The organism is Tatumella citrea (assembly GCF_002163585.1).
Classification (GTDB): Bacteria; Pseudomonadota; Gammaproteobacteria; order Enterobacterales; family Enterobacteriaceae; genus Tatumella; species Tatumella citrea.
This window is the reverse complement of sequence record NZ_CP015579.1, coordinates 961752-985575: the sequence shown is the minus strand read 5'-3', so window position 1 is coordinate 985575 and position 23824 is coordinate 961752. Positions and strand designations below refer to the sequence as shown.

Annotated in this window: 15 protein-coding genes and 4 tRNA genes; 9 read left to right on the top strand and 10 right to left on the bottom strand. The window is 49.7% G+C overall.

The window, feature by feature from the left end; genetic code table 11:
- Window positions 1–112: 112 nt before the first annotated feature.
- On the bottom strand, window positions 113–340 hold the full coding sequence (locus A7K98_RS04645) for a YgdI/YgdR family lipoprotein (protein WP_087487521.1): 228 nt from the start codon (window positions 338–340) through the stop codon (window positions 113–115).
- A gap of 198 nt (window positions 341–538) precedes the next feature.
- Between A7K98_RS04645 and csdA the strand changes: the two genes are divergently transcribed.
- Both csdA and csdE read left to right on the top strand, forming a co-directional pair.
- A complete protein-coding gene (gene csdA, locus A7K98_RS04640; protein ID WP_087487520.1) occupies window positions 539–1741 on the top strand; it encodes a cysteine desulfurase CsdA in 1203 nt (400 codons plus the stop codon).
- Window positions 1742–1745: 4 nt separating this feature from the next.
- Window positions 1746–2183 (top strand): cysteine desulfurase sulfur acceptor subunit CsdE, encoded by a 438-nt coding sequence (gene csdE / locus A7K98_RS04635; protein WP_087487519.1) that lies wholly within the window; start codon window positions 1746–1748, stop codon window positions 2181–2183.
- A 17-nt stretch (window positions 2184–2200) separates the two neighbouring features.
- On the opposite strand, the gene tcdA is transcribed toward csdE, so the two are convergent.
- Complete coding sequence (gene tcdA, locus A7K98_RS04630; protein ID WP_087487518.1) at window positions 2201–3019, bottom strand: tRNA cyclic N6-threonylcarbamoyladenosine(37) synthase TcdA; 819 nt, start codon at window positions 3017–3019, stop codon at window positions 2201–2203.
- 88 nt (window positions 3020–3107) lie between these two features.
- Window positions 3108–4208 carry a murein transglycosylase A gene (mltA, locus tag A7K98_RS04625; RefSeq protein ID WP_087487517.1) on the bottom strand — a complete coding sequence of 367 codons (1101 nt, stop codon included), beginning with the start codon at window positions 4206–4208 and terminating at the stop codon, window positions 3108–3110.
- A gap of 199 nt (window positions 4209–4407) precedes the next feature.
- On the opposite strand from mltA, the gene A7K98_RS04620 reads away from it, so the two are divergent.
- From A7K98_RS04620 to A7K98_RS04605, 4 genes are all read left to right on the top strand, one after another.
- A tRNA-Met gene (locus A7K98_RS04620) sits at window positions 4408–4484 on the top strand.
- A 34-nt stretch (window positions 4485–4518) separates the two neighbouring features.
- Window positions 4519–4595 (top strand) — tRNA-Met (locus A7K98_RS04615).
- A gap of 34 nt (window positions 4596–4629) precedes the next feature.
- Window positions 4630–4706 (top strand) — tRNA-Met (locus A7K98_RS04610).
- Window positions 4707–4740: 34 nt separating this feature from the next.
- A tRNA-Met gene (locus A7K98_RS04605) sits at window positions 4741–4817 on the top strand.
- An 84-nt stretch (window positions 4818–4901) separates the two neighbouring features.
- Here A7K98_RS04605 and argS read toward each other — a convergent pair.
- From argS to adiA, 3 genes are all read right to left on the bottom strand, one after another.
- Window positions 4902–6647, bottom strand: a complete 1746-nt coding sequence (argS, locus tag A7K98_RS04600) for an arginine--tRNA ligase (RefSeq protein WP_087487516.1) — start codon at window positions 6645–6647, stop codon at window positions 4902–4904.
- Window positions 6648–6708: 61 nt separating this feature from the next.
- On the bottom strand, window positions 6709–7188 hold the full coding sequence (argR, locus tag A7K98_RS04595; protein WP_087487515.1) for a transcriptional regulator ArgR: 480 nt from the start codon (window positions 7186–7188) through the stop codon (window positions 6709–6711).
- A 372-nt stretch (window positions 7189–7560) separates the two neighbouring features.
- Entirely contained in the window at window positions 7561–9843 is a 2283-nt protein-coding gene (gene adiA, locus A7K98_RS04590) for an arginine decarboxylase (protein ID WP_087487514.1), read from the bottom strand.
- Window positions 9844–10327: 484 nt separating this feature from the next.
- Here adiA and potE point away from each other — a divergent pair, with 484 nt between their 5' ends.
- The 3 genes from potE to argA all read left to right on the top strand — a co-directional run bounded on the left by potE (window position 10328) and on the right by argA (window position 14578).
- Entirely contained in the window at window positions 10328–11656 is a 1329-nt protein-coding gene (gene potE, locus A7K98_RS04585) for a putrescine-ornithine antiporter (RefSeq protein WP_087487513.1), read from the top strand.
- 462 nt (window positions 11657–12118) lie between these two features.
- On the top strand, window positions 12119–12694 hold the full coding sequence (locus A7K98_RS04580; protein WP_087487512.1) for a cytochrome b/b6 domain-containing protein: 576 nt from the start codon (window positions 12119–12121) through the stop codon (window positions 12692–12694).
- Between the two features lie 555 nt (window positions 12695–13249).
- The gene (gene argA, locus A7K98_RS04575) at window positions 13250–14578 is read left to right on the top strand and encodes an amino-acid N-acetyltransferase (RefSeq protein WP_087487511.1); all 1329 of its coding nucleotides are present in this window, start codon (window positions 13250–13252) and stop codon (window positions 14576–14578) included.
- 44 nt (window positions 14579–14622) lie between these two features.
- On the opposite strand, the gene recD is transcribed toward argA, so the two are convergent.
- From recD to A7K98_RS21545, 4 genes are all read right to left on the bottom strand, one after another.
- The gene (recD, locus tag A7K98_RS04570; protein WP_087487510.1) at window positions 14623–16470 is read right to left on the bottom strand and encodes an exodeoxyribonuclease V subunit alpha; all 1848 of its coding nucleotides are present in this window, start codon (window positions 16468–16470) and stop codon (window positions 14623–14625) included.
- Window positions 16463–20065: an exodeoxyribonuclease V subunit beta gene (gene recB / locus A7K98_RS04565; RefSeq protein WP_087490361.1), complete on the bottom strand. Its 3603-nt coding sequence runs from the start codon at window positions 20063–20065 to the stop codon at window positions 16463–16465. The genes recD and recB overlap by 8 nt, the downstream gene beginning before the upstream one ends.
- A gap of 45 nt (window positions 20066–20110) precedes the next feature.
- Entirely contained in the window at window positions 20111–23482 is a 3372-nt protein-coding gene (gene recC / locus A7K98_RS04560; RefSeq protein WP_087487509.1) for an exodeoxyribonuclease V subunit gamma, read from the bottom strand.
- A gap of 75 nt (window positions 23483–23557) precedes the next feature.
- Window positions 23558–23824 (bottom strand): prepilin-type N-terminal cleavage/methylation domain-containing protein, encoded by a 267-nt coding sequence (locus A7K98_RS21545; protein WP_237268682.1) that lies wholly within the window; start codon window positions 23822–23824, stop codon window positions 23558–23560.

Genomic DNA, 23824 nt, shown 5'->3' with positions numbered 1-23824 from the left:
ACGGCTGAGTTCAGGACATACACCAGTCAACAAAGATAGCGGGTCCCCCCGCGGCGCATAAGTAGCCGGGAGGGAAACAGTCAGCCGCTGTCGGCACAGCGGCTGTTACAACTTACTGGCCGACTTCGGTCATATCTTTGACGTCAGAGCGGTTAATCTGTTGTTTGTTGCCATTACTGTCTTTGTAAACCATCATGCCGGTATCATCATCCACCGTTGGTTTCCCCTGGGCAACCAGAGTACGGCCGTCATTGGTGTGCAGAACATAATTTGAAGAACAACCCACCAGGGTAAACATCAGTGCTGAAACAACGAAAGCTGCTGCGATAGGCTTTTTCATTTATTATCTCCTTAATAAGGGTATCTTACACTGTCAGTCATCATTGAATGACGCGGCCTGTCAGTTTCGCAGTAACAACTGCCTTATGCGATTATCTGCTGACAGTCTGCTTATAAAAGCATATGACAAAGCAGATAACCTGCCAGCAAACTGGTGCATTTTCAGGCTTATCTTAAATTTATCAGACACGAGTATGTTATGAATGGTTTTAACCCTGCGGAATTTCGCCGCCAGTTCCCTGCGTTGAACAGCCAGGAGATCTATCTGGACAGTGCGGCCACAGCCCTGAAGCCGCGGGCAATGACAGAGGCCACCTCGGAATTTTATCAGACTGCCGGGACTGTTCACCGTAGCCAGCATGCGCGGGCTCAACGGCTGACCGAAATATATGAAAATACCCGCCAGCAGGTCGCTGATTTACTTAACGCAGGGGCTGCACGGCAAATCATCTGGACCCGCGGAGCCACCGAATCAGTTAATATGGTCGCCAACAGCTGGCTTAGCCAGCAGTTGCAGCCTGGAGATAAGATTCTGGTTAGCGAAATGGAACATCATGCCAACCTGCTGCCATGGCTGATGATCGCCCGTCAACGGGGTGCAGAGGTGGTTAAATGGCCGGTTACTTCACAGGGGTTACCACGTTATGACCTGTTGCCGGATCTGCTTACATCACGGACACGCTTGCTGGCGGTCAGCCAGATGTCTAATGTCACCGGGGTGATGCCTGATTTAGAAAAGATCATTTCGCTGGCTCATGCCGCCGGAGTCAAAGTTCTGGTAGACGGAGCGCAAGGCGTGGTGCATCAACCGCCAGATTTACAGCAACTGGCTGCCGACTTTTATCTGTTTTCCTGCCATAAAATGTACGGCCCGACCGGCCTTGGGGTGTTGTTTGCCCGTGAAGAACGGCTCAGCGAAATGACTCCATGGATGGGAGGAGGAAAGATGATCGATGAGGTCAGCTTTGAGGGCTTTACCCCGCGTACTGCGCCCTGGGGATTTGAAGCCGGCACCCCGAATATAGCCGGAGTTTATGGCTTTAATGCCACTCTGGATTTTTTAGCTGCAGTGAATCTGCCGGAAGCAGAGCTGTGGAGTCAGTCGCTGGCGAATGACGCCGAAAACCGACTATCCACCCTTCCCGGATTTCGTAGCTTCCGTCAGCACTCTGCGCCTCTGCTGTCGTTCACTATCGATGGCATCCACCCTGCGGATCTGGTGGCATTACTGGCTGAACAAAATATTGCTCTGCGTGCCGGACAACACTGTGCTCAGCCATTAATGGCCGCGCTGAATATCAGTGGTACGCTGCGGGCTTCCTTTGCCCCCTATAACAATCAGCAGGATGTCGACGCCCTGATCCATGCAGTCAGCACAGCTGTTCTGATGCTAAGTGAGTAACGTTATGAAAGAAATAATTGCGCCTCATCCGTTTGGAACAGAGATAACGGAAGCAATGCTACTACAGCAATTCTCAGGGTTTCAGCACTGGGAAGAACGTTACCGGCAATTGATTATGTTGAGCCGGCAACTTCCGCCACTCCCGGACGCTCTGAAACAGCCTGAGATCGAAATCTCCGGGTGCGAAAACCGTGTCTGGCTGGGCTGTGAGAAACTGACGGATGGCCGCCTGCATTTTTACGGTGACAGCGAAGGCCGAATTGTTAAGGGTTTACTGGCTATCCTGCTGACCATCAACGAAGGGAAAACAGCCAGCGAGATCCTCAATCAGGAACCGCTGGCTATTTTTGAGAAACTTGGGCTAAAACAGCAATTGAGCACCAGCCGCAGCAGTGGTCTGGATGCACTGGCTGCCGCCATCAGACGGGCGGCAGAGCTATAAGCGGCAGGAGAGTTTCGTCAGAGGGCTGATGTAGCACTCTGACGTTGCTTACGTGCGAGATATTTCTTTAAGGCATGGGATGCGGCGATAAAACCAAAGCTGGCGGTCACCATAGTCGCTGAACCAAACCCTGACTCACAGTCCATACGCTTTGGCCCTTCAGCGGTACTGCGTGAAGCACATACCGTACCGTCGGGTTGTGGATAAACCAGTGCTTCAGTGGAAAAGACACAATCAATCCCCAGCTTGCCCTTACTGTTTTTTACCACCGAATAGTCTGACTTCAGACGCTCACGTAACTTAGCCGCCAGCGGATCCTGAATAGTTTTTGCCAAATCGGCCACTGAGATTTGTGTCGGGTCGATTTGCCCACCTGCTCCACCTGTAGTAACCAGCGGGATTTTGTACCGGCGGCAGTATGCCAGCAGTGCGGCTTTCGGCCTGACACTGTCGATGGCATCAATCACATAATCAAAGCCTGTTCCTATCAGAGCAGCAACATTTTCCGGGGTGACAAAATCATCCACACAGATAACCTCACATTCCGGGTTTATCTGACGAATGCGCTCAGCCATCACCTCAGTTTTGGATTGCCCGACAGTACCACGCAAAGCGTGGATTTGCCGGTTGGTATTGGTGACACAAACATCATCCATATCAATTAATGTCAGACTACCTATACCGGTACGGGCCAGTGCTTCTGCAGCCCATGAACCTACGCCACCAATACCCACGACACAAAAACGGGCCGCAGCAAAATTATTTAGCGCCTGCTGACCATACAGACGTCCTGTACCGCCAAAACGCTGGCGCCAGCTATCGGTAACTTCCGGCATAGTTCCTCTTCTATTTAATTCATTACCGGAGCGCTATTTCGCTCCGGCCACCACACTCTTTATAGCCTCCCGCAGGAGGCCCTGACAATTAACGGGTCAGCAGTCCTGACCCGGGCGCAGATTTTAACACCCAAACCCGTCCATAGTGATTATAAAAACCAGCAAGATGTGCGGCATCCGGCCCAATCCCCTGATAAATATCAAAATGCTGTCCTTTAATAGCGCCACCAACATCCAGAGCTACCATCAGCCGCATCTGATAAGTCCCGTTAAACTTGCCCTGATTATTTAACTGTGGAATTTCAGCTAACAGTACTGTGCCCGGCGGGATCAGTGAACGATCTGAAGCTACCGAGGCTTTAGCAACCAGAGGAACGGCGCTGGCCCCGCGAACAGGGGTGTACTCTTCAGGCCTGAAGAATACAAAAGAGGCATTGGTCTCCAGCAATGCACGAACATCCTGATAAGAATGATTCTGTGCCCATTCACGGATTGCCTGCATTGACATATCTTCGCGTTTTACTTCACCGCGATCGATCAGTTCTTTGCCAATACTATGATAGGCCCAGCCATTCTTCCCGCCGTAACCAAAGAATGTCAGTGGACGGCCATCACCAAAATCGACATAACCGCTGCCCTGTACATCCATCATAAAGTTATCGATTAAAGAATTACTCCAGGCAATCACGTAACGTGAATCAAGCGCACCGTTATAAATTTCGGCACGGCTGGGTAACTTATGACCACGTTTGCGCGGCGGCATCCGGTAAATAGGATACTGAAATTCGCCCTGTCTTGTATAACGGGCTTCGATGACCGGAGTGTAATACCCGGTAAATTGCACGTTGCCGTAATTATCTGTGCCTTCCATCTGCCAGGCATCCACGCCAAATTGACGTAACTGACGGGTATTGCCACCGGATGTCAGCCAGTTCTCAATAGCCAGATAAGTAGCACGGTTACGGTTAAACAACCCGCCGGAAGCGAGCTGAATTTGCCGGACCTGCTCAGCAAAATCACGGGCGTTTACCGGTGCGCCTTTTGCATTAGGCTGGTTAACTAATGCAAACGGCTGATCGAGCTTGCCATCCTTATACTGCTGACCGCGATCGGTAGGTTTTGATGAACATCCGGCTAAAATGGCCAGAATGACCCCCGTCACTGCATATTTTGCCCAGTTTCCTTTCATTATGCTGCCTTTACTGAATTGTCTGAGGCGAAGATAGCAGAGGGAGCCGGATAATTAAATCATCCGCCGTGCCTGTCCGGGGGATTTACATAAAAAAACAAAAACCGCCGGAAAATTCAGCAGACCACGGTTTTTTTACGGTTTTTCTAAAAAATGGGTTGCATCAGATCCCATGAGGAGTATAGTGCGCATCCACGGACGCGGGGTGGAGCAGCCTGGTAGCTCGTCGGGCTCATAACCCGAAGGTCGTCGGTTCAAATCCGGCCCCCGCAACCAATACATTGTTAAGCAGTAAAGATAGTTACGCGGACGCGGGGTGGAGCAGCTTGGTAGCTCGTCGGGCTCATAACCCGAAGGTCGTCGGTTCAAATCCGGCCCCCGCAACCAATACAATGTAAAGCACTAATGACAGTCACACGGACGCGGGGTGGAGCAGCCTGGTAGCTCGTCGGGCTCATAACCCGAAGGTCGTCGGTTCAAATCCGGCCCCCGCAACCAATACAATGTAAAGCACTAATGACAGTCACACGGACGCGGGGTGGAGCAGCCTGGTAGCTCGTCGGGCTCATAACCCGAAGGTCGTCGGTTCAAATCCGGCCCCCGCAACCAATATAAGAAAGCTTATCAAATCTGTTTTGATAAGCTTTTTTTTCGTGCGTAGAAAATTATAGCAGGCCCGCGGCCTGCCAGAGTTTACATCCTTTCGGGCACCTTAAGCCCCAGCGTATCCATACCCTGCTTTAACACCCGCCCGGTTAACGCCGCCAGTGCCAACCGGCTTTGCCGCTCTTCCGGATGATCATGATTCAGAATAGGCGATGCCGCATAAAACCCGGAAAACAGGGAAGCCAGTTCGTAGAGATAATTACACATGATATTAGGCATCCCTTCCCGTGCCACACCCTGTAGTGCTTCCTCAAATTGCAGAATCTTCACCGCCAGACTTCTCTCTGCGCCCGAAGTAAATCGCAGATCAGTCACCAGAGAGTCAGTCTGAGACTGGCTCAGCTCAGCTTTACGCAAAATCGAGCTAATCCGCGCGCAGGCATACTGAATATAAGGTGCGGTATTGCCTTCAAAACTCAGCATTAAATCCCAGTCAAATACATAGTCTGTTATACGGTTTTTCGACAGATCTGCATATTTAACCGCTCCAATACCAATCACTTCCGAAAGTTCACTCAGCTCTTCTGCTGGCAAATGCGGTGATTTTTCGCTGACCAGTTTATGGGCACGAACCACGGCTTCTTCAAGCAGTTCCGCCAGGCGAATGGTTCCTCCCTCACGGGTTTTAAACGGTTTGCCCTCTTTATCCAGCATCATGCCAAATTTATGATGTTCCAGGCTAACGGATGGTGGAACATATCCGGCACGGCGAACGATTTCCCAGGCCATCATTAAATGCTGATGCTGCCGCGCATCAATATAATAGAGAACCCGATCGGCATGCAGCGTCTGATAACGATATTTGGCGCAGGCAATATCGGTAGTGGTATACAAATATCCGCCATCCTGTTTACGGATGATTACCCCCATCGGCTCGCCCTGTTTATTGCGATAGTTATCCAGATACACCATGACAGTCTCAGACTCTTCAGTCGCAATACCGCGATCCAGCAGGTCATTAACTATCTCTGGCAGCATTGCATTATAAGAACTTTCGCCGCGAATATCGGCGGGAGACAACGAGACGCCTAACCGGTCGTAATTTTTCTGGTTTTGCGTCATCGAAATATCCACCAGCTTATGCCACATCCGGCGACAATATTCGTCCCCTTGCTGCAGCTTAACTACATAGCTGCGGGCTCTCAGTGCAAAATCAGGATCTTCGTCATACAATTTTTTGGCGGCGCGATAAAATCCTTCAAGGTCAGACAGGGAAATATCACCGTCATTCTCAGCTTTTTCCAGATAGGCAATCAACATACCAAACTGGGTGCCCCAGTCACCGATATGATTCACCCGTGTGACCTTATGCCCCAGGAACTCCAGAGTCCTGACGCTGGCATCACCAATAATGGTTGAACGCAAATGGCCCACATGCATCTCTTTAGCCACATTAGGTGATGAATAATCCACCACCACATGCTGTGCCGGCTGCTTCGCGACCGACAACCGGGCATCTTTAAATGCCAGCCCCGTCTGATGCAGTATCCACTGCTCATTCAGAAACAGATTAATAAATCCGGGCTTGACGGCTTCAGCCCGGTCAATAATTTCTCTGCTCTGTTTATTATTCATCAGCTGCCCGGCCACCTGCTCAGCTAACAATAATGGATTTTGCCCCTGAGATTTTCCAAGAGCCATCATACTATCTATCTGATAATCGCCGAACTCAGGTCGGCCAGACGGACGTACAGAAACAGATTTATCTGTTGTTATATTACTCTCTTCCATCGCCAGTCTGACCCGTTCGGCCAGGACGGATTTAATATCCATAAATCACCTTCATAAATTGACCACAGAAAATATAATCAGTTAACCCGAATAGTTATATTCTTCAGCCATCTGAATTCAGAATCCCTATTACTGACTGCTGTAACTGTTGAGAATTAATACCAATTACCGGAACGACAAATATAGTATCATCGCCGGCTACAGTTCCCAGAATACCATCCGATTTTCCGCAGGAATCAAGCAAGCGGGCAATCAAAGGTGCCGCACCGGGAACCGTATGTGCGACGACCATCCAGTCATTGGTTTCAACACTCAGCACAGAACTTTTCAGGGTGGTTTTCGCGGTAGGTATCCCCCGCTCTGCCGGCAGACAATAGACCATTTCCATTCTGGCATTGCGGGTTCTGACCGCGCCATAGCTGGTCAGCATACGTGATACTTTCGACTGGTTTATATGGGCGAAGCCATTCGCAGTCAGATACTCTACAAACTCGGCTTGTGAACCAAATCGTTCCTCTCTTAGCAGTTGCTGAAAGGCCTTATCGAGGTCTAAATGTTTAATGTTTTTGATGGTATCAGTCATGGTGTTCTCTGAATTAATGAATACATAGGGAATATTATTTTTGTCGGAATAAGAAATACCATTTCCTGATAAAATATTCCCGATAAATATTCACGGAATAATCATTCATTGACTTTAATCATATAACTACCCCGCCACTTAAGTCTCTGTAAACACCCCCTACAGATAAATACATCGGCTAACATTTTATTACACGAAAAGCATCCGTTCATTCCCTCACATTAATTAATCTGATCATTGAAAACTGAATAATTATTTCAAGAAATTTAAAAACACGCTGGCAGCAGTGGGTATTCTCCACTGCTGCCAGATTATTATTACTATGGATATTTCCGTTCTGTTTCATAATTAATGAACAGAACGGCATATTTATCAGGCTTTGACACACATCACGTGATAAACACCGTGCTCTTTTTCTGCCCCTTCGGTTTCATGTTCGAAACCCGGGAAGGCATCATCCCATGCCTGAAGCGCCTGCAGATAAGCAATTTGCGGACTGTTTTTATCACCGAAATTCTCACCAGACATCAGCATCGGGATTCCTGGTGGATAAGGGATAACGGAGTTCGCTGCGGTGCGCCCTGCCAGCTCATAAATGGAGACCAGCTCAGTATTATCCCTGACCAGCTGAGTGTAAGCATCACGTGGCAGCATATCCATCTGTGGCAGCGTCGAATAGGCTTTGTTAAGCTGTTCGCTTGGGTTATGTGTTTTCAGGAACGAAATCATGCGTTGGCCCAGTTGCTGCATCGTCATATTGCCATACAGCGCCGGATCGGTTTCCACCAGACCAGGTAACACTTCAGACAGCAGTGCATCTGCATCATAGTGCTTTTTAAATGACATCAGGCTGTTCATCAGGGTCGCCCATTTACCTTTGGTCACACCCATTGAGAACAGGAACATCACCTGGAAATCGGTAGTACGGGTCGGCACAATCCCCAGACTGGAAAGATATGCGGTAACCAGAGCAGCGGGAACACCATTATCCTGCAGGCTGCCATCGCTGTTCAGTCCCGGCGTTAACAGACTGACTTTTACCGGATCGAGCATTACCCAGTTCTCATCCAGATCACTGAAGCCATGCCAGCTGTCCTGCGGGTCAAGTGCCCAGCATGACTGCTCTTTAACCAGCAACTCCGTCGGAGCATCCGCAAAATCATAACGATTTCCGGTGCGCGGGCAGGTCACCGTCTGAGCATTCCAGGGTTTAAAGAACCAGTCATTATTCTTTTCAGCCTCACGGAATGAACGTGCTACAGCCTGGCGGAACTCCACAGCCTCTTCGATCACTTCGGTCGTCAGGTTGACCCCCTGATTACCTTCCATCATCGCCGCAGCAACATCGTTAGATGCGGCAATTGAGTATAAAGGCGAGGTGGTGGCATGCATCATGTATGCCTGACTGAACTGCGCTGGTTTAATATTACCGCGACCTTCCCGAATATGGATATAGGAGGCCTGAGACAACGCATTCAGTAATTTGTGGGTTGAATGCGTAGCAAAAATTGTCGGCTGATCAGCAGTATGCTGAGCTTTATCACCACGCATGGCGTGGAAGCCTTTATAAATCGGGTTGAAGCGCGAGTAACCGAACCAGGCTTCATCATAGTGAATACGATCACAGCTCTGTCCCAGTAACTGCTGAATAGTGTCACCGTTATAAATCAGACCATCATAGGTACAGTTAGTTACGACACTATAAGCCGGGCGCTGATTTGCTGCTTCACTGGCAAAATGGTTCTGTTTAATCTTCTGGCGCAACGCTTCAGGCTGCATCTGGGCTTTAGGAATCGGACCAATAATCCCGTAAGCATTACGGGTCGGGGTCATGTAAACCGGATGAACGCCGGTCAGCATTAAACCCTGTTCGATAGATTTATGGCTGTTACGGTCACAGATGGCAATATCCTGGTCAGTACAGCAGGCCTGCATAATAGTGCGGTTTGCCCCGGATGTTCCGACAACCAGCGAATAAGAGCGGTCAGCACCAAATACACCGGCGATGTATTTTTCACTCTCACCGAAGGCTCCGGTATGATCCAGCATCGATCCCAGGCAAGCCCTTTCGATTCCCATATCAGTCCGGAAAATATTTTCGCCATAAAAGTCGAAGAATTTACGGCCAACCGGAGTTTTACAGAAACCAATACCGCCCTGATGACCAGGCGCTGACCATGAGTACTCTTTCTCTTTAGCATATTTCATCATCGCAGCCATCAAAGGCGGCATAATGACTTTTTCATAACGTGCTACGGCTGACTGCAAACGACCCACGATAAAATCAGTAGTGTCATCCAGTACCAGGAAAGTTTCACTGACATCACCCATGATCTCCGCAGGTACCGAAGCATTATCCTGATGAGAATTAATCAGTAAAAATGCCGGAGCCTTTTCATGACGGATACGCAGTTGTTTTAAGAAGCCCGTAATTTCGGCACTCTTCTCTGGTGCCCACTCCAGCATCACGCAATCGACCGGTGCCGTTGAGCTGACATAGTTGGTGGCTTCTGCATAGTTGGCAGAAAACCGAACCTGTTCGCCTTTACTGAACAGTGAAGTAGTAATTTTCTCAACTGTCTGCTCAATCGGAGTGAGTGGTGTTGTGGTACTTAGGGCTTTATTGACAACCACTAAATAATTTTTATCACACATAAGATCCTCATTATTATACTTTGTATAAACGGTCAGGGCGTGCATCGCTTATTTATAATGATGAGAAATAAGCGATGTATTTCCTGGTGAGAAAGTCAAAAAGATAATCAACCTGACCTGATGAAGATGAAATTAAACGATAGAAATTATTTTTTCCAGTCTATTTTTTCGTAAAAAAAAACATTTAAATACTAATTCATTAGTCATGACTTTTAATATAAACACTTAATGAAAGCACAAAAATAAATTCATTTAAAAACAACAATATATGATATTTTTTTGTTAAAAAATGGCATCCGAATATTTATATTAAAATAAATTTAACCGGCTAATTATTGATATTGATCAATTTCAATTTAAGATAATTACATTTAATGTGAAGCCAGAAAAGTTAATTCAAAAATAACCAAAAATATTTAAATTCAAAAATTAAGAATTTAAATACAAATATGAATATCAGATAATTTTAAACCAGGAGAATATTATGGCTTCAAATTCCAGGAAAATGGGAGTCGTCGATCTGACGGTCCTTGTCGCCGTGAATATGATGGGCTCAGGTATCATCATGCTGCCTGCCAGCCTCGCTGAGACCGGAGCAATTTCAATTTTATCATGGGTTGTTACCGTAGTCGGGGCGATGTGCATTGCCTATACTTTTGCAAAGTGCGGTGCCTTGTGTCGTCGTGCCGGAGGTATGTCCGCATATGCTGAGGAAGCCCACGGAAAATCAGCCTTTTTTATTGCGTCTTACACTTACTACATCTGTCTGGTTATCAGTTGTGTTGCTATTGCCGTCTCCGCTGCAGGCTATATGGCACCGTTTGCGCCATGGATTAAAAGCTCACCGGTCCATACCTTCCTGACTGTAATTGCAATATTAGTGGTTACCATGGTCGCTAACTTTAAAGGACCAAAAATCACCGGGAAAATCTCAAGCTTCACCATCTGGGGAATAATCATACCGGTTGCCGGTCTGTCAGTGATCGGCTGGTTCTGGTTCGATCCGGCCATTTTCAGTGCCGCGTGGAATCCACATTCAATGTCTACCGGCAGTGCCATTTCTTCCGGTATTTCACTGACTTTATGGGCATTCCTTGGAGTAGAGTCAGCAGGTGCTAACTCGGATGCGGTCGAAAACCCGGAACGTAACGTCCCGCTGGCTTGCCTGTTTGGTACCGGATTTGCGGCCATCGTCTACATTGCTTCGACAACAGTAATTCAGGGCATTGTGCCTAATGATCAACTGGTAACCTCAGATGCGCCGTTTGGTCTGGTGTTCTCCATGATGTTTACCCCACTGGTCGGACAGATCATCACTGCGCTGGCAGTTATCGCCTGCATCGGCTCTCTGCTGGGTTGGCAGTTCACCAATGCTCAGGTCTCTAAAGCCGCGGCTGACGACAAATTATTTCCGAAAATCTTCGGTAAAATCAGCAAAAGTGATGCCCCCATTGCCGGTATGCTGATTATGCTGGTACTGGAATTATTGCTGGCATCAATGACTATCTCTCCGAACCTGTTGAAACAGTTCAATATGCTGTTGAACCTGGCAGTATTTATCAACATGGTCCCTTATGTACTGTCGATGACTGGCCTGCAGGTTATGATGCAGAAAAACCATGTCAGCAAATCTCAGTACCGTATCGCCTCTCTGGTGAGTACTTTTGCAGTGCTGTACAGCATTTACGGAGTGTATTCATGTGGTGTGGAAGCCGTCTTCGGCGGAACCATTATTACCCTGATAGGTTATATCTTCTACGGATTTCTGGCAGGTCGTGATACTCCGTCTGATTCTCCTTCTTCTGCGGTCTGACCTTCCCTGTTCCCTCTGCCGTTGGCAGGGGGAAATTTCAGTGTTTACTCATCCCGGCTATATGCTCTCAGTGATAACGAACAGCCATCTTTTCATTCAGTTGCCTTTCGTAAAGCCATCTTACTGCGCGGTGAAACAGTCAACCGGTCATGCCTTGAAAAACCCTCCGTGCGGCAACGACTGTCAGAGTTTAAAAATTCATACTGAACTATTTTCCCGGGAGAACAGGCACAGAGTGGGTTTAATCCCCCTTGCCAGCCGCTGGTTTTGGCAAACCAACCACTACCGGCCAAAGTTCACAGGCTTGAGTACAATAAAAGGGAATATGGGCCCCCTGAGGTTTCAGGTACGGGTCGGCATCAGCGAAAGACTCAACAACAATGACATATCTTAAGATATTAAGGTTTTGCTAAGGATTCCCTGCCACATTACTAAAAAAACCCACCAACAGAGACTGATATTATGGTTTATCGTATCCGTGATGTACTTCCACATCAGGACAGCCGTTTTTTTCGTCATCTTCATATACTGGTAGCACTGCTGATTCTGGCTCAAATCATAAATTCCAATCTGACTCAACGTAAAGCCCTGGGACAATGGTCTGTGACGGGCATAGTGACATGGCTGCATATTATTGCAGGATTTGCCACACTGTTTTGTGGCGTCATCATGTTATGCTGGATGCTCTCCCAACGTGGTTTCCGGTATTATTTCTCCTGGGTCTGTCTGGATTTTCGCGGAATCATGCAAGATTTCAGAACACTCGGCAAATTACGCTTACCCGATGCTCATCCGGGCGGTATCGCTGCAACAGTTCAGGGGCTGGGTGTGGTTTCTTTGCATATTGTTGCGGTTTGCGGTGGGTTATGGTTTGTGCTGAATACTTACTATGGTGCCAATGCAGCACTGACACATCAGGTGCTGCATCTGCATAAGGCTCTGACTCTCTATATTGAAACTTATTTCTGGGCTCACGCCACTATGGGGATAGTGCATATGTTTCTCACCCTCCGTTCACAGCAACTGCACCAGCCCTGACTCCCGTTATCTGGCTGATAACTAGTAACGACACCATCATTTTAACCCTGAAGATGACCTGTCTGTCGCAGACATTACTGCATTGATTTTTGCCACAGTTTATACCGAAATAATTCTCTGATTTCATACCATTATCTGCCAGGAATAACAGTCACCGGCTCAACACCGCCTGGCAGAATTACCTGTAAACTCATCAGGCAGCCGGGAAGTCAGGTAGCGTTGATTTGTCATTTTCCTGAGTCATACTGAGGTTTTGCTGGCAGATGTTCAGGTGTCCGGTCGCAGTACTGCTCCTCCCTTTTCAAACACATTGCTGCAGACATCTTTAGTCTGTGCAACAGAGTTGGTTAAAATGACAACAAACAGTGAATCAGGCAAGAAAACATTTTTCTGACAATAGCGAAAAATGTCTACCTAACAGAATGATAGTTAATAAGTTTTATTAGATATCCAGCGGAAAACCGGCTAACAGCTATTGGGGACAGTACTTGCAAACCAGAGCATAAAAGAATAAAAATACATTAAAACCGAATAACCATTCACCCGGAGAGTGCCGTGAAGGAACGTAGTACCGAATTAGTTCAGGGGTTTCGTCATACAGTCCCGTACATCAACGCTCATCGCGACAAGACCTTTGTCATCATGCTTGGCGGCGAAGCCATTGAACACGAGAACTTCTCCGGCATAGTGAATGATATTGGATTGTTGCATAGTCTGGGGATCCGCCTGGTACTGGTGTATGGCGCCCGTCCACAGATTGATGCGAATCTGGCAGACCACCAACTGGAACCGTTGTATCACAAATATACCCGTGTGACTGACGCGACTTCACTTGAGCTGGTTAAACAGGCTGCCGGTCGTCTGCAACTGGAAATCACCGCTCGTCTGTCGATGAGCGTAAGCAATACCCCGCTACAGGGCGCGCATATTAATGTGGTGAGTGGCAATTTTATTATCGCTCAGCCGCTGGGCGTCGATGACGGGGTCGATTATTGCCATTCAGGACGTATTCGCCGTATTGACCACCAGGCTATTCATCGCCAGCTGGATAACGATGCCATTGTACTGATTGGCCCGGTTGCCGTTTCTGTCACCGGTGAGAGTTTTAACCTGACTTCAGAAGAAGTTGCGACTCAGGTTGCCATTAAACTGAAAGCAGAAAAAATGATTGGCTTCTGCTCTGAACAAGGCGTGACCGATGCGGAAGGGAATATCGTGTCCGAAATGTTCCCGAATCAGGCACAGCAACGGGTTGATGCCTTTGAGCAACAGGGCGAATATCTTTCCGGTACTGTGCGTTTTTTACGTGGTGCTGTTCAGGCATGTCGCAGCGGTGTTCCCCGCAGTCATCTGATCAGCTATCAGGAAGATGGCGCTCTTTTACAGGAACTGTTCTCACGGGAAGGTATAGGTACTCAGGTAGTTATGGAGTCTGCAGAACAGATCCGTAAAGCCACTATCGACGATATCGGCGGCATATTAGAGTTAATTCGTCCGTTAGAACAACAGGGTATCCTGGTGCGTCGTTCCCGCGAGCAGCTGGAAATGGAAATTAATAAATTTACCGTGGTGGTCCGCGATAACCTGACAATTGCTTGTGCCGCACTCTATCCGTTCCCTGAAGAGATGATTGGGGAAATGGCGTGCGTAGCGGTTCATCCGGAATATCGTAGTTCTTCAAGGGGCGAGGTATTGTTGCAGCATATCTGTCTGCAGGCCCGGATGATGGGGCTGCGTAAAATTTTTGTTCTGACTACCCGCAGTATTCACTGGTTCCAGGAACGTGGTTTTATTCCGGTGGATATCGAATCCCTGCCGGAAACTAAAAAGAAAATGTACAACTATCAGCGCCGTTCTAAAGTGCTGATGCTGAATCTGAACTGAAGTACAGCATCCCTCTGCAGACAGAGGGATGCATTTCCAGAGCATCAGACCTGAGGCTGAGCCAGTTGCCAGCTCAGACCACTGCGCCGCAGAGTCCGCGACTGAACCGCCCGGTTAAACAGCGATTCATCGCTGTAAATCGTCAGTTGTTTACGTGCACGGGTAATCGCGGTATATACCAGTTCACGGCTCAGCACAGGGCTGAACTGAGGCGGTAACACCAGTGCGGTGTGATCAAATTCAGATCCTTGTGATTTATGAACAGTCATCGCCCAGGCAGTATCATGCGGCGGCAGACGACTCGGCTGAACAGCTTTAACATCGCCTTCCGGTAGCATAAAGTACACCTTCAGTTGTCCATTGCTATCAGCCATCGTGATCCCGATATCCCCGTTAAACAGCCCTAATGCACTATCGTTACGGGTTATCATAACCGGTCTTCCTGAATACCATTGCCCGTTCGCCGGGGCGAGGCGCTTCTGCTGGCGTAAGCGTTGTTCTATCCTTTGATTCAGACCACTGACGCCGAACGGCCCTTCACGCAATGCACAAAGCAACTGATAGCGGCTAAACGCCTGCAAAACATCTTCAGGCTCAGACTGTTGGCGGATCATTTCCAGCATTCCGGCATAACCATCACTGATGTCACCCAACATTGCCAGCCAGTCATCGGCCGATGCCAGAGAACGCAAAGCAATATCCTGATATTCATCTTTGCGGATAGCGTCCAGTCTGGCCAAATCACCCTGGTTAACAGCGGCAGCCAGCTGCCCGATGCCGGAACCGGCAGAAAAACGATAGCTCTGACGCAACAGGCACAGGCTGTCACGCACTGCAGGGGCTTGTTCAACCACAGTTCCGTTCAGGCTGGCACCGGTTAATTCTGACAGTTCTCTGGCACGCTGCGGGCTGTATCCGTATTCTGCACAACGGCAGATATCGCCCAACACAGCCCCCGCCTCAACCGAAGCCAGCTGATCACGGTCACCGAGAAATATCACACGGGCAGTGGGCGGTAGCGCACTGATCAGTGAAGCCATCATCGACAAATCCACCATTGATGCCTCATCCACCACCAGTACATCCAGGTGTAAAGGATTCCCGGCATGATAACGCAGGCTACGGGTGCCAGGCCTTGCACCCAGTAACCGGTGCAGAGTGGTTGCTTCCTGTGGGAAACGGGACTTTAGTTCATCGCTGACCGGCAGAGCCTGCAAAGCTTTACCGAGCGATTCTGTCAGCCTTGCGGCAGCTTTACCGGTAGGGGCTGCCAGACAGATACGTAATCGTTGTGGTTCCAGCAGCAGTAATGCCGCCAGCAACCGGGCAACCGTTGTGGTTTTGCCGGTACCAGGTCCGCCAGAAATCACTGAATGCTGTCGGGTCAGGGCCACAGCAGCAGCTATTTTCTGCCAGTTATTTCCTTCCTCGCCAAATAACCGGTCAAGAATAGTTCTAATCTCTGACGGTTCAGTAAGTTTCGCTGGTAAATCGGCCGAAAAGAAACCAGCAACCTGTCGTTCCTGGTGCCACATCCGGTGCAGGTAGAGCCTGTCATTGTCTAAAACCAGTGGGGTTGCCAGTGAGCCATCGCTTACAGCATTCCAGCGACTAAGCAGTTCTTTCCACAACTGCGGTTCCTGAGGTGCTCCCGCAGCCTGCCAAAGTTCACTGACCAGCACTAACTGACGCCCGGAAAATAACTTATCCGGCTGAAGCAGAGATAACGGTAAACAAACATGCCCTTCACCGCTCCCGGCACTGAGACAGGCAGCGGCCAGTAATCCGGGGGAAGAACCGCTGTTTTCCACCAGCCGGGCAAAACGCAGGTCCAGCGGTCGAAATATCTGAGCTTCCTGAGCCTGCTTCAGTAACTGTTCAAATTCAGACATCAGCAATTCCCTCATTCCCGGCGAACAGGTTGTCCAACTGCCGGATAAAGTCTTCCTCCGGGCGGGTAAAGAACACTCCATTTTCCGGTTGTTCACCTCCCATCCCTCTAAGGAACAGATAGAAAACGCCACCAAAGTGTTGTTGGTACTGATAACCGTCAATCCGGTGTCTCAGATAGCGGTGCAACGCCAGGCTGTAAAGCTGATATTGCATATCATAACGATGATCAATCATTGCCTGTTCCATTGCCTGCGGAGTATAGGCACTGCTGTCGGCCCCCAGCCAGTTTGATTTATAATCCAGCAGGTAGTATTTGCCCTGCCAGCGAAAGACCAGGTCAATAAATCCTTTCAGCATCCCCTTCACCTGAAAGAAATCCACTGCCGGAGCCCGGCCTGACAAATCATCGAAACTTCTCATCAGACTATCTAACGCCTGCGGCTGAAGTAATTGATCTATCGGCAGATAAAACTCCATTTCCACCAGCCGGTCCTGTGGCAACAATGCAGATAATGATAATCCGTCGGCCATCAACGGCGTGCCGAGCAGAGTACTCAGCCACTGCTGTAATACCGGAACCCAGTGATCCGGATAGCCGTGCGCCGCCACCTGTTCAGCCAGCCACTGCTCAGGTACCGGCTCACTGAATTCAAGTTGCTCAAACAGGCTGTGCAGAAATGTCCCTGGCCCTGCGCCGCGTGGAAAGTGATGAGCTGTCAGCTGCAATGGTTGTTCGTCCTGTTGCTCCCCGACAGCATCAATATCAAATCCCGGCATGATATCCAGCAAACGCGAACTGCCATGTCGTTGCAGACCTGAATAACTGGTGACCCGCCAGAAATCATTGAGTGATCTGGTTAGATGTCGGCTGGCCAGTGGCTGACCTGAAACTCCGGGGTCATGCCAGTTGCTGACTTCGGCGTTATCTGCCATAACCACACCGATATTGTCATCCTGGAGCGTAAGTAAGTGCTGACGTAACTGTTCCGCCGTAGCCGGCTGGCCCTGCTGTAACAGATAACCAATCGCACTGTTATGGATATCAGTCTCCCCCTGAGCTTTGCGGTTTCCACGAAACAGAGGAGCAAGACCAATGCTGCAATGCCAGACCGACCGGGTTAATGCAACATAGAGCAGCCTTAAATCCTCGGCCAGTCGCTCCTCTTCGGCAAGTTCAAGGCTTTGCTCCTGCTGTTGCAAATCAAGCACTGCCAAATAACTCTCCCGATCATGGTAGAGCGCCGCTTCCGCCTGTCGCCAACTGGCCGCAAAAGGTAACCACACCAGCGGATACTCCAGTCCTTTCGATTTATGAATAGTGACTATCTGTACCAGATGTCGATCGCTTTCAAGTCGTAACTGCTGGCTGCTGGCATTGATATCCGGGTGTAAAATCTGCCGGCTAAGATAACGTACCAGCGCGTGGGGGCTGTCCAGTTGTACAGAGGCCTCCTGTAGTAATTCACCAAGATGCATGATGTCAGTCAGCCGTCGCTCCCCGCCATCGCTGGCCAGCAAATTTTCTGCCAGGCACTGTTGAATCATCAGTTCGCGCAACATTGGTAATATTCCCGACTGGCGCCACAACTGCTGCCACCCGGCAAACTGATCAGTAACTTCATCCCAACGCGTACTGTCCTGAGTTATTTGTTCAAGTGTTGCAGCATCAGTACCAATGATTGAGGTTGCCAGCGCGGTACGTAAAGTACGCTCCTGCTCCGGGGCTAATATCGCCTGTAAAATCCATAATAATTCCCGGGCTTCGGTGGTCAGCCAGACACTGTCGCGGCTGGAAAGATAGACCGACGCAATCCCTTTGAGCTGTAAAGCATCTCTGATAATTCCGGCTTCCCGGCTGCTGCGTACCAGCACCGTAATATCCGCAGCGGTCACCGGCCTTTCCTGCTGTTTACTGTCAATAAAACAGGCTTTTCCCTGCTGCCCGGCAGTGAGCCAGCGGGCAATATCATTTGCCGCCTGCTTCGCCATGATTTGCTGGTACTCACTTACCCCCATGCCTTCGCCGGGAGCCAGCCAGAAGCGCATTGCTGGCTGAACCTCGCCATGCAACTGCAGGCTGAGAGTCTGGTTGCGCTCACTGGAAGCTACCGGCTGAAAAGGAATATCACTGAAAATAAAAGGATTTTCCGTGCCGGAGAACAGCCGGTTAACTCCGGCAACCATTGCCGGTGACGAACGCCAGTTGGTGCCTAACGTGTAGTGAGCACTGACTTCTTTTCTGGCAGAGATATAGGTAAAAATATCTGCACCACGAAATGCATAGATAGCCTGTTTCGGATCGCCAATCAGCAACATAGCATTCTGCGCCTGCCCGCCATACAGAGCGTTAAATATGCGGTACTGTAAGGGGTCGGTATCCTGAAATTCATCAATCATTGCCACCGGATAACGCTGGCGTATAGATTCAGCCAGCGCCGGTCCGGCCTCATGCTGCAACGCATAATCCAGCCGACTGAGCAGATCATCAAAACTCAATAATGCCTGTTGGCGCTTTTGCTGAATTACAGAGAGGCGAATTTCGCGCAATGCGTGGCTGACCAGACAATCATAAAGAGTTACCGGGTGCTGCAAAAAGAGTTCAATTTGCGTAAATACCGGATGCTGTGGAGCCTGACCCTTTTTGGTTTTTTCGGTCAGTATACTTTGGGCAAAACGCCCGAGTTCTTTAGGAAACTGATAGCTGCTCCCGGTATCCGCGGCCCACACATCCAGCTTTTCCAGCCAGACTGGTAAATTCTTTTTACTGTAGCTGCGTTTATCCACATCAGACAGCTCAACCAGTTCCCGGATATCCGCAGATGCGGCAGACCAGGCCTGTTTCAGTTCGCTGATTCGCTGCATGTTCTGCTGATGGCGTTGTTCGAGGCTCTGATCTTCATCGACCGGGGATTTAATCTCCGGCATTTCACCCTGTAACCATGGCAACAGAGAGGCCAGCAAATGTTCTGGCCCGCTAAAGTTCTCCAACACAGCCCGGGCAGTGTCCCCGGACAACGGGTAACAGTAACGACGCCAGAAATCTGCTGCACCCTGGCTCAGTAATTGCTGCTGGTTCTCAACCAGTTGTTGCTCAAATAACATTCCGGATTCAAAAGCATTCATATTCAGCATCCGCTGGCAAAAACCATGAATAGTGAATATTGATGCTTCATCCATTTGCCGCTCAGCGGCCAGCAATAACCCGGCGGCTGCCGGTAAATCAGTAATCTGCTGTAACAGAGGCTGCCAGGCGCTGTCCTGTTTAGCCGGGGCTGGGTCTGAACCACCTGAAAGCTCTGCCTCATGGCGCTGCCCTTCAACGGCCCGGATACAGGCAATTCGTAAACCATGAATATTGTCACGGATACGCCCGCGTAGTTCTGCGGTTGCGGCTTCGGTAAACGTCACCACCAGTATCTCTTCAACGGATAACGGGCGGCTGTAGGCTTGTTCACCGCCCAACCCCAGTAACAAACGCAGATACAGAATACCAATGGTATAAGTTTTACCAGTGCCGGCAGAGGCTTCAATCAGCCTCTGGCCCTGTAAAGGCAAAAGTAACGGGTCCAGTGTTTCAGCCTGTTGCAAGCTCATCATCAGTTACTCATTGTTAATATCATCAGTCCCGACATCGCCGGCTTATTCTGCGACATGGGCTAAAATCACCGGCAGATACCACAACTCAGCCGCAGTGCATATTTCCGTAATCATCAGCGGATCGGTCTCACGGGACAGTCGTTTCAGGAACGGATCGCTTCCTTCACCGGGCACCAGAAAATTACCATTCCAGGCATCGGTCAGTTTTTGCAGTGCTTTACGCTGAGTATCTTCATCCTTCAACAACTGATTATCGTTCCCCAGGCTGGCTTTCAGCCAGCTGCCACCACAGCCCTTGAGCAGTAACAGTGGCTGATTCATCCCCTGCTTAAAACCGGCTATCAGACGTTCGAGTTGCTCTGTTGCCTGTATCTGAGGCAGCGGTAAAAAACGCCAGCAGCTGTTCTTACGCCCATACATCCGGCTGATCCCCTGGCCGCCAAGCGCGCAATACACCATATGCTCTATCCATAACAGCAAGCCATCACTAAGATTCAGTTCTCCGGGGCGCCAGCGTAAAATGCCATCCTGCTGAACGCCGGTCAGCCAGCCAGTCAGCCGTACCGACAATTCCAGATCTACTTCCAGACTCCGGGTTTCCCCAAGTTGCCCCTGAACCTGATCGGAAATTTCCTGCATTTCTGCCAGCTGTTTGTCACGCAATATGGCGCCGAATGCACCGTAGGGAAGATGTCCCGCCAGCCGTTGACGGCGGAAAAATAGTTCACTGTCCTGACCGAAAATCAGTGTATTCAGTAACTGATGGTTCAGTTGGTAACGTTGCAGATTATCCAGTTCGAAAGGTTCGGTATCAGGTAAATCTTCTTGTTGATCGACAAACCGGACTCCCAACCGCTCCGTAAACCAGGCCCGGACAGGATGCCGCCAGAAGCTTAATAACTGATTCAGGGTGATTTCCTGGCACTGATAATCGTCCAGTGGCTGAGCGAAGTCAGGCATTGCCTCCCCCTGCCCGAGTGCCGAGGGTAGCCATTCACTGGCAAAACTTTGCCCGGCACTCTGCGGAATATAATTCTGTTCAGCAAACGGGGTACGACTATGATGATGTACCAGATGCTCCGAGACCCGCCGGGCACTGTCATCAACATTCAGTGATTCATCTCCCGGCAGGCAAAAACTCTGTGCAATGTATTCACACAGCTCGCTGACCAGAACCGACGGCAGACGTTCTCTGTTGTCCTGAATACTACGGCCAATGTAGCTGATATACAGCCGGTCACGTGCAGAGACCAGCGCTTCAAGAAACAGGTAACGGTCATCATCACGGCGGCTGCGATCTCCACGCCGTGGGGATTGTTGCATCAGATCAAATCCTGAAGGAGTCAGGGTCCGTGGATATACCCCGTCATTCATTCCTAACAGGCAAACCACTTTAAAGGGTATCGAGCGCATTGGCATCAGGGTACAAAAGTTTACCTGCCCGGCCAGAAAACGCTGGCTGATCCGCTGTTGATCCAGTTTCGAACTCAGTTCATCACGCAATATTGTGACCGGAATTTCGGCCGGATAACGGGCTTCAATACCCTGCTCAGTCAGTTGTCGCCACTGCTCATCAATAATTGCCAGCGCGGCTTCACTGTCTGCATCTCCTGCAAAAAAAGTGGTAATCATTTCACGACAACAAGGCTGCCATTCAGTCAGGGTCAGACTCTGCTTTAAACGCTGCCGCCACTCGGTCAGGCAACTGAGTAGTTCTGCCAGCTGACCCGCGAGCTCAGCCATCAGCCCGGCTGCTTCATCGTAAGGTAAAATGCCCTGCCAGTCCCCCTGGTCACTGTCCAGGGCATAACCCAGCAACATCCGCTGCAGACCAAATTGCCAGGTATGCTGCCCGGTCACCGGCAGAGAAAGCTCACTGACACTGCTGTCATCAAGCCCCCAGCGGACACCAGACTCATCTACCCAGTGCCGTAATGTGGTTAATCCCTGCTCATTGATTGCGAATCTGGCAGCCAGTGCCGGAACTTCCAGTAATGCCAGTACATCTTCCGGGGTAAAACGACTGTCAGGCAGTGATAACAACTGCAGAAATGCCTGAATGACCGGATGAGCATAGCTGGCACGGCGGTCTGAAATGGCAAACGGGATATGACGCTGTCGATCAGCACCGGCGAACACTGACTGGATAAATGGTGAGTAGCTATCGATGTCAGCGACCATCACAATAATATCGCGCGGCTTCAGTTCAGGATCTGCCTCCATTAACCCGAGCAGATAATCCTGCAATACTTCAGTTTCCCGCTGCGGGCTATGGCAGGCATGTAATGAGAACGAATCGTCACCTTCTGCCAGAAGGCGCTTGCTAAAACTGTGACTAAATTGTTCTATCGTCAGCCCGGTGACCGCATGATCTTCAAGGCTAAGAATGTCCTGTTGCAGGCTGTGCAGCAGAGTGTCGTGACCGGGTTCAGCAAAAGCATCTATTTCATTATCCAGCGCATCCATCTGTGCCAGTAAATAGAGATTATCGCGCCCCAGTTTTCCCCAGGACGCGAGTAACGGCTGAGTCAGCTGCTGCTCCCCTTCCGGGGTAAACAGAGATTCAGCCTGCTGTGGCTGACGGAACATCGCCCGCTGCTGCGTGGAATTAAGAAGCCTGCGCTGACGGTTTTGCAGTCTGGCGAGAAATGCCGAATCGCGGATATCCCCCCAGTAATCACGACAAGGATTGGTAAACAGCAAATGGATATCAATGTGTCGGCCCAGGGCCTGTAAAGCCTGCAGATAGACCGGTGGTAATGCCGATATACCACAGATAAACACCCGGGGAGGAAGTCCCGGAGGGGGAGTAGTGCTCTGTTCCAGAGCCTGAATAAACCGCGAATAGAGGTTGGCACGGTGCCATTCAGGCTGTCCCAGCTCTGCTGTGTATTCCACCAATGCCCGCCATAACGGCGCCTGCCAGAGTTGAGCCTCACCAGGCCCCTCAGCCAGCTGATGCTGTTCCCATAAATTCAGCCAGTCGGGGCGGTAGACCAGATACTGGTCAAACAAGTCGGCAATACGGCTGCTAAGCTGAAATAGCTTACGTTTATCCGCATCGTCAGTCAGGTAATGACGCAAAGGCAGAAAATCATCACGATCCAGCATTTCGGGCAGCAGCGTCATCAGCTTCCAGCTCATCGCACTTTTATTAAAGGCACTTTGCTGCGGGATATCTGGTAATACCCGGACAAACATCTGCCAGATAAAGGTGGCAGGCAGCGGGAATTCGATATTCGCCGCGATACTAAACTTCTCTGCCAGGGACATCTGCAACCACTGTGCCATACCAGGGCTTTGCACCAGCACCACTTCACTGGCAAAGGGATCATCCAGCGGCTGCACTTTAATAATATGAGCAGTCAGATCCTTCAGAATATCCAGATGATTGGAATGATAAACGCTGAACATATTTTCTCCTGAAACTGCTGCCGGCTATGCCCGTCACTCTACCTTCTCATCCATGGGTTGCAAGCCTTAGAGTAGTTATTCCGGCAGATGTCCGTCAAACGGTGGACAAAACCACTGTTCCAGTTCGGAATGCCGGTTAAATGGTCCCTGTACTTTAGCGGTCACCAACAGGCAGCCATCTTCTGTCATTTCCCGCTTAAGCTCGCTGTGCCATCCAGTTGGTGGTTTTCCTGCCAGCACCTGAGTTGCGGCCCAACTGGCATCGCGCTGTGCCTGCCGCATTCGAAAACCATACACCAGTTGCTGATGATACCCGGATAACAGTAAAACGGTCAGCGACAA

Excerpts from the sequence above, each read along its gene's own strand:
- A7K98_RS04645 (WP_087487521.1), bottom strand. The coding sequence starts at position 340 with ATGAAAAAGCCTATCGCAGCAGCTTTCGTTGTTTCAGCACTGATGTTT.
- csdA (WP_087487520.1), top strand. The coding sequence starts at position 539 with ATGAATGGTTTTAACCCTGCGGAATTTCGCCGCCAGTTCCCTGCGTTG.
- csdE (WP_087487519.1), top strand. The coding sequence starts at position 1,746 with ATGAAAGAAATAATTGCGCCTCATCCGTTTGGAACAGAGATAACGGAA.
- tcdA (WP_087487518.1), bottom strand. The coding sequence starts at position 3,019 with ATGCCGGAAGTTACCGATAGCTGGCGCCAGCGTTTTGGCGGTACAGGA.
- mltA (WP_087487517.1), bottom strand. The coding sequence starts at position 4,208 with ATGAAAGGAAACTGGGCAAAATATGCAGTGACGGGGGTCATTCTGGCC.
- argS (WP_087487516.1), bottom strand. The coding sequence starts at position 6,647 with ATGGATATTAAATCCGTCCTGGCCGAACGGGTCAGACTGGCGATGGAA.
- argR (WP_087487515.1), bottom strand. The coding sequence starts at position 7,188 with ATGACTGATACCATCAAAAACATTAAACATTTAGACCTCGATAAGGCC.
- adiA (WP_087487514.1), bottom strand. The coding sequence starts at position 9,843 with ATGTGTGATAAAAATTATTTAGTGGTTGTCAATAAAGCCCTAAGTACC.
- potE (WP_087487513.1), top strand. The coding sequence starts at position 10,328 with ATGGCTTCAAATTCCAGGAAAATGGGAGTCGTCGATCTGACGGTCCTT.
- A7K98_RS04580 (WP_087487512.1), top strand. The coding sequence starts at position 12,119 with ATGGTTTATCGTATCCGTGATGTACTTCCACATCAGGACAGCCGTTTT.
- recD (WP_087487510.1), bottom strand. The coding sequence starts at position 16,470 with ATGTCTGAATTTGAACAGTTACTGAAGCAGGCTCAGGAAGCTCAGATA.
- recB (WP_087490361.1), bottom strand. The coding sequence starts at position 20,065 with ATGAGCTTGCAACAGGCTGAAACACTGGACCCGTTACTTTTGCCTTTA.
- recC (WP_087487509.1), bottom strand. The coding sequence starts at position 23,482 with ATGTTCAGCGTTTATCATTCCAATCATCTGGATATTCTGAAGGATCTG.